This window comes from Curtobacterium sp. MCJR17_055 (assembly GCF_003224335.1).
GTDB lineage: Bacteria > Actinomycetota > Actinomycetes > Actinomycetales > Microbacteriaceae > Curtobacterium.
In genome coordinates, this window is sequence record NZ_QKLF01000003.1 from 144226 (window position 1) to 157645 (window position 13420).

At 72.4% G+C, this 13420-nt stretch carries 11 protein-coding genes and 1 tRNA gene; 9 read left to right on the forward strand and 3 right to left on the reverse strand.

Annotated features, from left to right (window positions below):
* Positions 1–122: 122 nt before the first annotated feature.
* Together DEJ16_RS08180 and DEJ16_RS08185 are read right to left on the reverse strand one after the other, a co-directional pair.
* Positions 123–194: transfer RNA gene (locus DEJ16_RS08180), tRNA-Arg, on the reverse strand.
* A 130-nt stretch (positions 195–324) separates the two neighbouring features.
* Entirely contained in the window at positions 325–906 is a 582-nt protein-coding gene (locus DEJ16_RS08185; RefSeq protein ID WP_110825125.1) for a hypothetical protein, read from the reverse strand.
* A 73-nt stretch (positions 907–979) separates the two neighbouring features.
* Between DEJ16_RS08185 and argS the strand changes: the two genes are divergently transcribed.
* The 9 genes from argS (at position 980) to prmC (ending at position 12741) form a co-directional block, all read left to right on the forward strand.
* Positions 980–2650, forward strand: a complete 1671-nt coding sequence (argS, locus tag DEJ16_RS08190; RefSeq protein WP_110825124.1) for an arginine--tRNA ligase — start codon at positions 980–982, stop codon at positions 2648–2650.
* 2 nt (positions 2651–2652) lie between these two features.
* Positions 2653–3447, forward strand: a complete 795-nt coding sequence (locus DEJ16_RS08195; protein WP_110825123.1) for a hypothetical protein — start codon at positions 2653–2655, stop codon at positions 3445–3447.
* Positions 3448–3514: 67 nt separating this feature from the next.
* The gene (gene lysA, locus DEJ16_RS08200; RefSeq protein ID WP_110825122.1) at positions 3515–4936 is read left to right on the forward strand and encodes a diaminopimelate decarboxylase; all 1422 of its coding nucleotides are present in this window, start codon (positions 3515–3517) and stop codon (positions 4934–4936) included.
* Between the two features lie 28 nt (positions 4937–4964).
* Complete coding sequence (locus DEJ16_RS08205; protein ID WP_110825121.1) at positions 4965–6272, forward strand: homoserine dehydrogenase; 1308 nt, start codon at positions 4965–4967, stop codon at positions 6270–6272.
* Positions 6273–6344: 72 nt separating this feature from the next.
* Positions 6345–7424 carry a threonine synthase gene (gene thrC, locus DEJ16_RS08210; protein ID WP_110825120.1) on the forward strand — a complete coding sequence of 360 codons (1080 nt, stop codon included), beginning with the start codon at positions 6345–6347 and terminating at the stop codon, positions 7422–7424.
* A 41-nt stretch (positions 7425–7465) separates the two neighbouring features.
* Positions 7466–8446, forward strand: a complete 981-nt coding sequence (gene thrB, locus DEJ16_RS08215) for a homoserine kinase (protein WP_110825228.1) — start codon at positions 7466–7468, stop codon at positions 8444–8446.
* A 129-nt stretch (positions 8447–8575) separates the two neighbouring features.
* Positions 8576–10753, forward strand: coding sequence for a transcription termination factor Rho (rho, locus tag DEJ16_RS08220; protein WP_110825119.1), 2178 nt, complete (start codon positions 8576–8578; stop codon positions 10751–10753).
* A 3-nt stretch (positions 10754–10756) separates the two neighbouring features.
* Positions 10757–11839 carry a peptide chain release factor 1 gene (prfA, locus tag DEJ16_RS08225; RefSeq protein WP_110825118.1) on the forward strand — a complete coding sequence of 361 codons (1083 nt, stop codon included), beginning with the start codon at positions 10757–10759 and terminating at the stop codon, positions 11837–11839.
* A 5-nt stretch (positions 11840–11844) separates the two neighbouring features.
* Complete coding sequence (gene prmC / locus DEJ16_RS08230; RefSeq protein ID WP_110825117.1) at positions 11845–12741, forward strand: peptide chain release factor N(5)-glutamine methyltransferase; 897 nt, start codon at positions 11845–11847, stop codon at positions 12739–12741.
* A gap of 24 nt (positions 12742–12765) precedes the next feature.
* Here prmC and DEJ16_RS08235 read toward each other — a convergent pair whose 3' ends face one another.
* Positions 12766–13413, reverse strand: a complete 648-nt coding sequence (locus DEJ16_RS08235; RefSeq protein WP_258365878.1) for an HAD family phosphatase — start codon at positions 13411–13413, stop codon at positions 12766–12768.
* Positions 13414–13420 lie beyond the last annotated feature (7 nt).

The following is a 13420-nucleotide window of genomic DNA, read 5'->3' on the forward strand; positions in this document are numbered from 1 at the left end:
GAGCCGGAGGGTCGCCGCGGCGGACGTCGCGCTGGTGCCCACGGGGGAAGGTCGCCGCAGGCGACGTCGCGCGCTGCCGACCGAGCGCAGCGAGGACGACAGCTTGCGCGGGGATGTGACTGTGCCCCCAGGAGGATTCGAACCTCCGCCCCTGCCTCCGGAGGGCAGTGCTCTATCCCCTGAGCTATGGGGGCCCGGGGTGTCACCAACCGTAGCAGGTCCGCGCCCGCCTCCTGAACGCCGGTGCGCCTCCCCGGGCGTGCCGTGTCGGACGGGAGGCTCCGCACCGGTCCGACACGGGCCTCCCGTCCGCCGTGGCGCCGGTCAGGGCGTCGGTGACCCGGTCGGCGCGGTCGCGTCCGGCGCGACCGCGTGCCGGACGGCGTCGACGACGGGCTGGGCGGTCCCGGGCTCGGTGAAGAGCGTCGAGTTGGTGTGGATCCAGTACGGACCGGCGAAGGCGTCGGCGCGACCGGTGCCGGAGCGGAGGGAGTAGTAGCCCTCCACCGTGTACGTGGGGACGGACCCGCCCTGCGCGAAGAGGGCGTCCTCGAGCTGTGTGATCTGCGCCGCGGGCAGGTGTGCCACGGCGACGGTCACGGTGACGTCCTCGTCCGCGGTGGACCGCCAGGTGCACACGCGACCGTCCTGGCCGGCGATCTGCGCGACGGCCGAACCCGATGCGGGACGCGGTGTCCGCACCCGCTCGAAATCCCGCCCGTAGACGGTGAACGTCGTCGCCGGCACGAGCTCGTCGCAGTCCTGCGGCACCGGACGGCCGACGCTCCCGGTGGTGGGGGAGGCGGAAGGGGCACCACCGCCCGTGCCCGAGCAGGCCGCGAGCACGAGCGCGGCGGGGACGACGAGTGCGGCGAGGCCGGACGCCCGGAGGCTGCGGGAGGTCATGACGGACCATGATGCTGCATCCCTCCCGGCGTGGTCCGGGTGGTCGCCGGGTGTCCCGGTAGACTCGATCGCCGTGACTCCTGCCGAACTCTCCGCCGCGTACCTGTCGATCCTCACGGGCATCGTCGAGCGCCGAGGCGCTGCCGACACCGTGACGGTCCAGGAGTCCCACGTGGCCCTGGAACGGCCGAAGAACCGGGCGCACGGCGACTGGGCGTCGAACGCGGCCATGCAGCTCGCGAAGCGCCTCGGGTCCAACCCGCGCGAGCTCGCGACGGAGATCGCCGGCGAGCTGACCGAGCTCGACGGCGTGGACTCGGTCGACATCGCCGGGCCGGGCTTCATCAACATCACGCTCGAGGCCGCCGCGGCCGGCGAGGTCGCACGCACCGTGGTCGACCAGGGCGTGACCTTCGGGCACGGCGACCTCTACGACGGGGTCCGCATCGACCTCGAGTTCGTGTCGGCGAACCCGACCGGACCCATCCACATGGGCGGCGTGCGGTGGGCCGCGGTGGGCGACAGCCTGGCGCGCGTGTTCCAGGCGCAGGGCGGCCTCGTCACCCGCGAGTACTACTTCAACGACCACGGCAACCAGATCGACCGGTTCGCCCGCTCCCTCCTGGCGTCCGCGCTGGGGGAGCCGACGCCCGAGGACGGCTACGGCGGCGCGTACATCGGCGAGATCGCGGCCCGCGTGCTCGCGACGCTCGAGCCGGGTGTCGACGTCACGGGCATGCCGCGCGACGAAGCGCAGGAGCTGTTCCGGCGCGAGGGCGTCGAGTTCATGTTCACGGACATCAAGCGCTCGCTGCACGACTTCGGCGTCGACTTCGACGTCTTCTTCCACGAGAACTCGCTGCACGAGTCGAAGGCGGTCGACCGCGCGATCGCCCGGCTGCAGGAGCAGGGCCGGATGTACGAGGCGGACGGCGCCCTCTGGCTCCGGACGACCGACTTCGGCGACGACCGCGACCGCGTGGTCATCAAGTCGGACGGCGAACCCGCGTACATCGCCGGCGACCTCGCCTACTACCTCGACAAGCGCGAGCGCGGCTTCGAGCGGAACCTCATCATGCTCGGCGCGGACCACCACGGCTACGTCGGCCGGATGATGGCCATGTGTGCGGCGTTCGGTGACGAGCCGGGCGTGAACCTCGAGATCCTCATCGGCCAGCTGGTGAACCTGCTCAAGGACGGCCAGCCGCTCCGGATGTCGAAGCGCAACGGCACCGTCGTGACGATGGAGGACCTCGTCGACGCCGTGGGCGTGGACGCCGGCCGGTACGCGCTCGTGCGGTTCGCGAGCGACACGGCGATCGACATCGACCTCGACCTGCTGACCAAGCGCACGAACGACAACCCGGTGTTCTACGTCCAGTACGCCCACGCCCGGACGCAGTCCGTCGCCCGGAACGCCGCGGCGTCCGGCGTGGACCGCTCGGTGTTCGACGCGTCGCTGCTCACCCACGAGTCCGAGAGCGCCCTCCTCGGCGCGATCGCGGAGTACCCGCGGGTGGTCCGCCAGGCCGCGGAACTCCGGGAACCGCACCGGATCGCCCGGTACATCGAGCAGCTCGCCGGCCTGTACCACCGCTGGTACGACTCCTGCCGCGTCACGCCGCTCGGTGACGAGCCGGTGTCGGACCTGCACCGCACCCGTCTCTGGGTGAACGACGCCACGGGCCAGGTGGTCCGGAACGGCCTCGGTCTGCTCGGCGTCAGCGCGCCCGAACGGATGTAGCGGTGACGTCCGCACCCGCCACCGGTCGGGGTCGGGAGCGTCGGGGCCGGAAGCGTCGGGGCCGGACGCGTCGGGGCCGGACGCTGGCGATCGTGCTGGTCGTCGTGCTCCTGCTCCTGGCGGTCGTCGTCGTGGTCGCCGAGTTCGTCCTCCGCGGGGTCGTCGACCGGACGATCGCGGACCAGGTCGAGCAGTCGCTGCCCGACGGCACGACCGGGACGGTGGACGCGCACGTGGACGGCGTCGTCATCCCGCAGCTGGTCGGCGGGACCTTCGACCGGGTGCACATCTCCTCGGACCGGTTGACGGTGGCGGGCATCCCGCTCGCGGCGGACGTGACCGCGCGCGACCTGCCGGTGGACGGCCAGGGCGCCGTGCACGACGTCGACGGCACGGTCCGGCTCGCGGCCGGGGCGGTCAAGGACCTGGCGGCCTACTCACCGCTGTTCGAACGACTCCGGCTCATCGACGGCGGCGTCGAGCTGCGGGGCACCACCTCGGTGCTCGGCTTCGACATCGGCTACGCGGCGGACGGCTCGGTCGCGGTGCAGTCCGACGGTCGGGGCGTCACGATCACGCCCGAGACCGTCCGCATCACCAACTCCTCGCTCGGGTTGGACCTCGACGACATCCCGGGCGTCTCGGACGTGCCCGTCCCGGTCTGCACGGCGCAGTTCCTGCCGGAGCAGCTCCGGGTCCGGTCGCTCCGGGTGACGGAGTCGGCGGCGACGGTGCGCGTCACCGCGGACGAACTCCCGCTCAGCGAGGACGGCCTGCGCACCACCGGCCGCTGCTGAGGACCCCGCGGGCGACGAGCGTCACATGCGCCGGGAGGCTCGTCCCGGCCGGATAGGATCGGGTCCCGTGAGCGAGAACCCCCTTGCGCCGCCGCGGCTGCGGTTCCCGACGGACGCGTCCGAACTCGTCGACCGCATCTGGCCCGCCTCCGCGACGCGGACCGACGACGGCATGCTGGCGATCGGCGGTGTCGCCGCGGACGCACTCGTGGCGCAGTACGGCTCACCCCTGTACGTCGTCGACGAGCGTGACGTCCAGTCGCGCGCCGTCCGCGTACGGAACGCCTTCACCGACGCCTTCTCGCGGATCGGGACCCGGGCGCACGTCTACTACGCGGCCAAGGCCTTCTGGACGACGCACGTCGCCCGGTGGATGGCCGACGCCGACCTCCGTCTCGACGTCTGCACGATGGGGGAGATCGCCGTCGCGCTGGCCGCGGGCGTCGACCCGGCGCTGATGGGCTTCCACGGCAACGACAAGTCCGACGCAGAACTCGAGCGCGCGGTGTCGATCGGGCTCGGCACGGTCGTGCTCGACAGCCACGAGGAGATCGGCCGCGTCGCCCGCATCGCCGCCGAGGCCGGTGTCGTGCAGCGCGTGCGCATCCGGATCAACAGCGGGGTGCACGCCTCGACCCACGAGTTCCTGGCCACCGCGCGCGAGGACCAGAAGTTCGGCATCCCGCTGTCCGAGGCCGTGCAGGCGGCGACGGCCGTCCGTGCCGAGCCGTCCCTGGCGTTCGTGGGGCTGCACTCGCACATCGGGTCGCAGATCTTCGACGACAGCGGTTTCCGCGAGGCCGCCCGCCGGCTGATGGACGTGCACGCCACGCTCGTCGCCACCGGTCCGGTGCCGGAACTCAACCTCGGCGGCGGCTGGGGCATCGACTACACCGAGGCGGACGCGGCCCTCGCGCCCGAGGACGTCGCGGACGCCCTCGCCGCGATCGTCGCCGAGGAGTGCGCGTCCCGCGGCATCCCGGTGCCGGAGATCGCGGTGGAGCCCGGCCGCTACATCGTCGGCCCGCCCGGCGTCACGCTGTACCGCGTCGGCACGATCAAGCCCGTCACGGTCGAGACGGACGAGGGCACGTCGGCGACGCGCACCTACGTGTCGGTCGACGGCGGCATGAGCGACAACGTGCGGCCGGCGCTGTACGGCGCGGACTACACGGCACGCCTCGCCCGGACGTCGGACGCCGACCCGGTGCTGACCCGCGTCGTCGGGAAGCACTGCGAGAGCGGTGACGTCGTGGTCCACGACGAGTACCTGCCCGGCGACGTGCAGCGGGACGACCTGCTCGCGGTGGCCGCGACCGGTGCCTACTGCTGGAGTCTCGCGAGCAACTACAACCACGTCGGTCGTCCGCCGGTCGTCGCGGTGGCGGACGGCACGGCCCGTATCCTCGTGCGTGGCGAGACCGTCGACGACCTCCTCGCCCGTGACACCGGCGTCGCGCCGGTGCCCGACACCGGTGCCGCACGCTGACCACCCGACCCGGAGAGACACCCACCCGATGATCGAATACCGCAACGTCCGCGTCGCGCTGCTGGGAGCCGGCTCGGTCGGTTCCCAGGTCGCCCGACTCCTGCTCGAGCACGGCGAGGAGCTCGCGACCCGGGCCGGCGCCGGTCTGGAGCTGGTCGGGATCGCCGTCCGCGACGTCGAGGTGCAGCGGGACGTCGACCTGCCGCGTGACCTCTTCACGACGGACGCGGAGTCGCTCATCCTCGGGGCCGACATCGTGGTCGAGCTCATCGGCGGCATCGAGCCGGCGCGCACCCTCGTGCTGCAGGCGCTGCAGTCCGGGGCGGACGTCGTCACCGGCAACAAGGCGCTGCTCGCCACGCACGGCCCGGAGCTCTTCGCCGCCGCCGAGCAGGTCGGCGCACAGCTCTACTACGAGGCCGCCGTCGCCGGCGCGATCCCGATCATCCGACCGCTGCACGACTCGCTCGCGGGGGACCGCATCGAGCGGATCATGGGCATCGTCAACGGCACGACCAACTTCATCCTCGACCTGATGGACCGCGAGGGCGCGACCTTCGACGACGCACTGGCGACCGCGACGGAGCTCGGGTACGCCGAGGCCGACCCGACCGCCGACGTCGAGGGCTACGACGCCGCGCAGAAGGCGGCGATCCTCGCGTCGCTCGCGTTCCACACCTCGGTCCCGCTCGCCGCCGTGCACCGCGAGGGCATCACCTCGGTGACCATCGAGCAGGTCCGCGCCGCCCGCAAGGCCGGCTACGTCGTGAAGATCCTCGCCACGTGCGAGCGCCTCACCGACGCCGAGGGTCGCGAGGGCGTCAGCGCCCGCGTCTACCCCGCGCTCGTGCCCGAGTCGCACCCGCTCGCGAGCGTGCACGGGGCGAAGAACGCGGTGTTCGTCGAGGCCGAGGCCGCCGGCGACCTCATGTTCTACGGTGCCGGCGCCGGCGGGGTGGAGACGGCCTCCGCGGTCCTCGGTGACCTCGTGTCCGCCGCCCGTCGCCACGTCATCGGCGGGCCGGGTGTCGCGGAGTCGACGCAGTCGGCACTGCCCGTCTTCCCGATCGGGACGGTGCGGACCCGCTACCAGATCGCGCTGCACGTGACGGACGCCCCCGGCGTGCTGTCGACCGTCGCCGGGGTGCTCGCGGCGAACGGCGTCAGCGTCGAGACCGTCGAGCAGACCACCACGGGGGCCGTCGAGGGGACCGCGACGCTCGTCATCCGCACGCACCTCGCGCGTGAGGCCGACCTGGCAGACACCGTCGTCGCGCTCCGCGGCGAGGACGTCGTCATCGACGTGACCAGCGTGCTGCGTGTCGTCGGCGCCTGACGCGACCCCGAGCCTCCCGACCGACCAGCCGACCCAGACCAGACCGCCCCACCGGACAGAGAGAGAAGCCTGATGGCCCACCAGTGGCAGGGAGTCCTGCGCGAGTACGCCGACCGACTCGACGTGACCGACGCGACCCCGATCGTGACGCTCGGTGAGGGCGGCACCCCGCTCATCCCGGCGCGACGACTCTCCGAGCGCACCGGCGCCCAGGTGTACGTGAAGTACGAGGGCATGAACCCGACCGGCTCCTTCAAGGACCGCGGCATGACGATGGCGATCTCGAAGGCCGTCGAGCACGGGGCGAAGGCCGTCATCTGCGCCTCCACCGGCAACACGAGCGCCTCGGCGGCCGCGTACGCCACGCACGCCGGCATCACCGCCGCGGTGCTCGTGCCCGAGGGCAAGATCGCGATGGGCAAGCTGAGCCAGGCCGTGGCGCACGACGCGCAGCTGCTGCAGGTGCAGGGCAACTTCGACGACTGCCTCGACATCGCGCGGGACCTGTCGGCGAACTACCCGGTGCACCTGGTCAACTCGGTCAACAACGACCGCATCGAGGGGCAGAAGACCGCCGCGTTCGAGGTCGTCGACGTCCTGGGGGACGCGCCGGACTTCCACTTCCTGCCGGTCGGCAACGCGGGCAACTACACCGCGTACTCGCGCGGGTACCGCGAGGACGTCGCCTCGGGCCGTTCGTCGCGGATGCCGCGGATGTTCGGCTTCCAGGCAGCCGGCTCGGCCCCGATCGTGCACGGTGAGGTCGTCCGGCACCCGGAGACCATCGCCTCGGCGATCCGGATCGGCAACCCGGCGTCGTGGCAGCCTGCGCTCGAGGCCCGGGACGAGACCGACGGCTACTTCGGTGCGATCTCCGACGACGCGATCCTCGCTGCGCACCACATCCTCTCGGCAGAGGTCGGCGTGTTCGTCGAGCCGGCGTCGGCCATCGGCGTCGCCGGACTCCTCGAGCGCGCCGACGCGGGCGTCGTCCCGAAGGGCGCGACCGTCGTCATCACGGTGACGGGCCACGGCCTGAAGGACCCGCAGTGGGCGCTCCGCACGCAGGACGGCGGCGAGGTCGCCCCGACCAGCGTGCCCGTGGACACCGCCGCGATCGCGGACGTGCTCGGACTGGTCAGCGCGCGGTGAGCGTCGACCGCTCGTCCGGACCGGGGGAGGGCGCGACCGCCCTGGAGGCTGTACCGGCCGGACGGGCGGTCCGGGTGCGCGTCCCGGCGACCTCCGCGAACCTCGGCCCGGGGTTCGACTCCCTCGGACTCGCGCTGTCGCTCTACGACGAGGTCGACGTCCGCGTCCGGCCCGAGCCGGGCGCGACCGTGACGATCGACGGCGTCGGCGCCGGTGAGGTGCCGACCGACGACACGAACCTGGTCGTCCGGGCCGTCCGCCGTGGCTTCGAGCACGCCGGCGTCCCGCAGCCCGGGCTCGAGCTGCACGCCACGAACGCGATCCCGCACGGCCGCGGCATGGGGTCGTCCGCCGCCGCGATCGTCGCCGGGCTGATGGCCGCGCGTGGGCTCCTCGCCGGCGTGGTCGACCTCGACGCGTCCACGCTGCTGAGCCTCGCCACCGAGATGGAGGGGCACCCGGACAACGTCGCCCCCGCGCTCTTCGGTGGTCTGACGATCGCGTGGATGACCGCCGACGGCCCGGCGTACAAGCGGTTGCTCGTGCACCGCGGGGTGTCGCCCGTCGTCTTCGTCCCGACGTCGACGCTCTCGACGAAGCTCGCGCGGTCCCTGCAGCCGATGACGGTGCCGCACGAGGACGCCGCCTTCAACGTCTCGCGGTCGGCGCTGCTCGTGGCGGCGCTCATCCAGAGCCCGGAACTGCTGCTCGCGGCCACCGAGGACCGGCTCCACCAGGCCTACCGCGCGAGCGCGATGCCCGAGACGGACGCCCTGATCGGGCTCCTCCGGCAGCACGGTCTGGCGGCCGTCGTCTCGGGCGCCGGGCCGAGCCTCCTGGTGATGGGGAGCGACCCGGCACAGCGGCTCGCGGCGGCCGGACTGGTCGAGCGACACGCCGAGTCCACCTGGCGTGCGCTCATGCTGGCCGTCGACCTCGGTGGTGCTACAGTGAAGCCGCACCCGACGCTCGAAGCCGAACTCGCGGAGGCGTCGACCACCCCAGGTCGACCGCCACGCTGATCCGGTGCGTGGGGCACTCTCTCCAGATCACCGTTCCCGGTCCGTCGTCTGAACGACGGCCGTTGCACATCCGCGACGGGAACGGTGGAAACTCTCCGCGTTCTGCGGTCGGAAGGAACCATCAGCATCGTGACCGACGTCACCACCTCCACCGGTTCGGTGGAGATCCCCACTGACCTGCGCGCGCTCCGTCTCCCGGAGCTCCAGCGCATCGCCTCGTCCCTCGGCATCACCGGGCTCTCGAAGCTCCGCAAGGGCGACCTCATCGCCTCGATCGAGGACAAGCGTCCGGCCGAGGCGCCCGCCACGGTCACGCCGACCCTCGACGGTGCCGGCACCGGCACCCCGGTCGCGGACACCACCGAGCAGGTCGCTGCCGCGGAGCCCGTGCAGCAGGCGCCGGCGGAGCGCGACGAGCAGCCCGCCGCACCGGTCGCCGAGGCCCCGGCCCGCGGTCGCCGCAACCGCCGTGCCTCCTCCGGTGGCACCGTCAGCGCCGAGCCGACCGCCGCGGCCTCGCACACGAACGCCGGCCACACCGGCACCGAGGACCTCCTCGCCGGGCTGGACCAGGTCCGCGCCGAGAAGGACGCGCAGGAGGCCGCCCAGACCGGTCAGCGTCGTGGTCGCGGTCGCGACCGCCAGGCGCAGCAGGCCGACGGCCAGGAGGCCCGGGGCGCCACCGCGGAGGTCCAGGTCCCGGCCGCGGACGCCGCCGAGCAGGGCGACCAGGACGTCGCGCAGCAGAACGACGGCCAGCAGGCCGACCAGTCCGACCAGGGCGACCAGGCCGAGGGCGGCGCTCGTCGCGGCCGTCGCAGTCGCGGTCGCGGTCGTGGTCGCGGTCAGAACGGCGACCAGGCCGAGCAGAACGGCCAGCAGCCCGAGTCGGACAAGGCCGAGCCGAAGCAGCAGCAGAACGGCAAGCAGCAGAACGCCGACAAGGGCGAGCAGAAGCAGAACGGCCAGCAGAAGCAGGCCGAGCAGCAGCGTGGCGACCAGCAGCGCGGCGACCAGCAGCGTGCCGACCAGCAGCGCGCCGCCGAGCAGGAGGCCGAGAACGGTCGGACCCGTCGCCAGCGTGACCGCAAGCGTGGTCGCGGCGGCCAGAACGACGAGTTCGAGCCCGAGGTCACCGAGGACGACGTCCTCATCCCGATCGCCGGCATCCTCGACGTCCTCGACAACTACGCGTTCGTGCGCACCACCGGCTACCTGCCGGGGCCGGAGGACGTCTACGTCTCCCTCGGTCAGGTGAAGAAGTACCACCTGCGCAAGGGCGACGCGGTCGTCGGCGCGATCAAGCAGCCGCGGAACGACGAGCAGCAGAGCCGTCAGAAGTACAACGCGCTCGTCAAGATCGACACGATCAACGGTCAGACCGCCGACGAGGCCGCGGCCCGGGTCGACTTCCAGGACCTCACCCCGCTGTACCCGAACGAGCGCCTGCGCCTCGAGACGGAGCCCGCGAAGATCTCGACCCGCATCATCGACCTCGTGTCGCCGATCGGCAAGGGCCAGCGCGGTCTCATCGTCTCCCCGCCGAAGGCCGGCAAGACCGTCGTCCTGCAGGCGATCGCGAACGCCGTCTCGAAGAACAACCCCGAGGCGCACCTCATGGTCGTCCTGGTGGACGAGCGTCCCGAAGAGGTCACCGACATGCAGCGCACGGTGAAGGGCGAGGTCATCGCCTCGACCTTCGACCGTCCCGCCGAGGACCACACCACGGTCGCCGAGCTCGCCATCGAGCGTGCGAAGCGCCTCGTCGAGCTGGGCCACGACGTCGTCGTGCTGCTCGACTCGATCACCCGACTGGGCCGCGCGTACAACCTGGCCACGCCGCCGTCGGGTCGCGTGCTCTCCGGTGGCGTCGACTCCGCCGCGCTCTACCCCGTCAAGCGCTTCTTCGGCGCCGCCCGCAACATCGAGAACGGCGGCTCGCTGACCATCCTCGCCACGGCGCTCGTCGAGACCGGGTCGAAGATGGACGAGGTGATCTTCGAGGAGTTCAAGGGCACCGGCAACATGGAGCTCCGCCTCAACCGGCACCTCGCCGACAAGCGGATCTTCCCGGCCGTCGACATCAACGCGTCCGGCACCCGTCGCGAGGAGCAGCTGCTCTCCGCCGACGAGGTCGCGATCACCTGGCGTCTCCGTCGGGCCCTCGCCGGGCTCGACCCGCAGCAGGCGCTCGACGTCGTCCTCCGGAACCTCAAGGAGACGCAGTCGAACGTGGAGTTCCTCGTCCAGATCCAGAAGTCGGTGCCGGCGACCAACGGTCACCACGGCAGCGGCCACCAGGAGTAACGCGTGTTCGAGTCGGTGGCAGGGCTGCTGGCGGAACACGAGGAACTGACGCAGCAGCTGTCGGACCCCGCGCTCCACGCCGACCCGGCCCGCGCCAAGAAGGTCAACCGGCGGTACGCCGAGCTGAGCCAGATCAAGGCCGCGTACGAGGGCTGGCAGGCGGCGGGGGATGACCTCGCCGCCGCCCGCGAGCTCGCGCGCGAGGACGAGGCGTTCGCGGACGAGGTCCCGGGGCTCGAGGAGCAGCTGGCGGAGCGCCAGGAGCGCCTCCGCCGGCTCCTCATCCCGCGCGACCCCGACGACGGCCGTGACGTCATCATGGAGATCAAGGGCGGCGAGGGCGGCGAGGAGTCCGCGCTGTTCGCGGCCGACCTGCTCCGCATGTACTCGCACTACGCCGAGGGCAAGGGCTGGAAGGTCGAGATGCTCGAGCGCACCGAGTCCGACCTCGGTGGCTACAAGGACGTGCAGGTCGCGATCAAGTCGAACGCGACCGACCCGTCGCAGGGCGTGTGGGCACACCTCAAGTACGAGGGCGGTGTGCACCGCGTCCAGCGCGTCCCGGCGACCGAGTCGCAGGGGCGCATCCACACGTCGACGACCGGCGTGCTCGTCTTCCCCGAGGTGGACGAGCCGGAGGAGGTCGAGATCAACCAGAACGACCTGAAGATCGACGTGTACCGCTCCTCCGGTCCCGGCGGACAGTCGGTCAACACGACGGACTCCGCGGTCCGCATCACGCACCTCCCGACGGGGATCACGGTCGCGATGCAGAACGAGAAGTCGCAGCTGCAGAACCGCGAGGCCGGCATGCGCGTCCTGCGGGCCCGCATCCTCGCGCGCCAGCAGGAGGAGCGTGACGCGATCGCCTCCGACGCCCGCAAGTCGCAGATCCGCGGGATGGACCGTTCGGAGCGCATCCGGACGTACAACTTCCCGGAGAACCGGATCGCGGACCACCGCACCGGCTACAAGGCGTACGACCTCGACCGTGTCATGAACGGCGCACTCGAACCGGTCGTGCAGTCCGCCATCCAGGCCGACGAAGAGGCGCGCCTGGCCGCCCTCGGCGACCAGGACGCCTGATCGGCGTGTCCGGCCGGGAGGCCCGCCCCACCTCGGGTCCCCGGCCCGCCTTCGCCGCCGACCGGCTCCTGCGCGAGGCGGCAGTTGCCCTGGCCGCGGCAGGCGTCCCGACGCCACAGGTCGACGCGGAACTCCTGCTGGCCTGGGCGACGGACACCTCGCGGGGTGCCGTGCAGGCGCGTGCGATGACCGGGGGAGCGATCGCCGAGGGACACGTCGAGCGCTTCCGGCACGCCGTCGCCCGTCGCGTCACCCGTGAACCACTCCAGCACGTCACCGGCGAGGCGCACTTCCGCGCGCTGACCCTGTCGGTCGGACCGGGCGTGTTCGTCCCGCGGCCGGAGACCGAGTCGGTCGTCCAGTTCGGCATCGACGCGCTCCGGTCGACCGCGGTGCCCGAGCCGATCGCCGTCGACCTCGGGTCCGGGAGCGGTGCGATCGCCATCGCGATGGACACCGAGGTGCCGAACGCCGTGGTGTACGCGGTCGAACGCTCGCCCGAGGCCCTGCCGTGGACGCGTCGCAACGTGGACGCACACGGCGGGACGGTGCACCTCGTCGAGGGCGACCTCGCCGACGCGCTGCCGGAGCTCGACGGCCGGGTGTCGGTCGTCGTGTCGAACCCGCCGTACGTGCCCGACGACGCGGTCCCGATCGACCCCGAGGTCCGCGACCACGACCCGGCGCTCGCGCTGTACGGCGGACCGGACGGGCTCGACGCCGTGCGGGCCCTGACCGAGACCGCGTGGCGCCTGCTCGTGCCCGGCGGACTGCTCGTCGTCGAGCACGCCGAGCAGCAGGGCGCCGGCGTCCGCGCGGTGCTCGCCGACCGGGGCTTCCGGTCCCCGGAGACGCACGTCGACCTCACCGGACGCGACCGCACGACCACCGCGACGCGCTGACCGGCGTGTGCCGGGCGGCGGCTCCTAGACGACCGGTGCCGTCTCGTGGGCCGCGACGAACGTCCGCACCGCACCCCGCAGGTCGGTGTCGTGCTCGACGAGCACGGCGGTGATGCCGACGCTCCGTGCCCCGGCGACGTTCTCGGGCATGTCGTCGGCGAAGAAGGTGCGCTCGGCCGGGACACCGTGGTGGGCGAGCACGCGCCGGAACACCTCCGGATCGGGCTTCCGTGCGCCGAACGCGCTCGTGGTGTCCAGGTGCTCCTCGAACAGCGGCGGCAGCGACGGGACCCATTCGTGCAGCCACCGACCGGCGAGCGGGCCGTTGTTCGTGAGCAGCGCGACCCGACCGTGCTGCTTGGCGATCCGCACCGCCTCGAGCCGGTCCGGCAGCTCGGTCATCGCCGCTCCGCGGATGCGTGCCCACTCCGTCTCGGGGACCGGGCACCCCATGGCCTGCTCGAAGGCGGCGAGGTAGGCGTCGGCGTCCGCGAAGTGCCCGGCCTCGGCCCGCTGCTCGTTCCCGGTGTCCCACCAGCGGCGGCGGAGCTCGGTGAAGTCGTGCCCGGTCAGCTCGGTCAGCCCGGCCATCCGGGTCGTCCAGTCGTAGCGGACGAGGACGTCGTCCATGTCGAAGAGGAACAGGAGTGGGGGCGCGGGCGTCTCGTTCACGATGCCT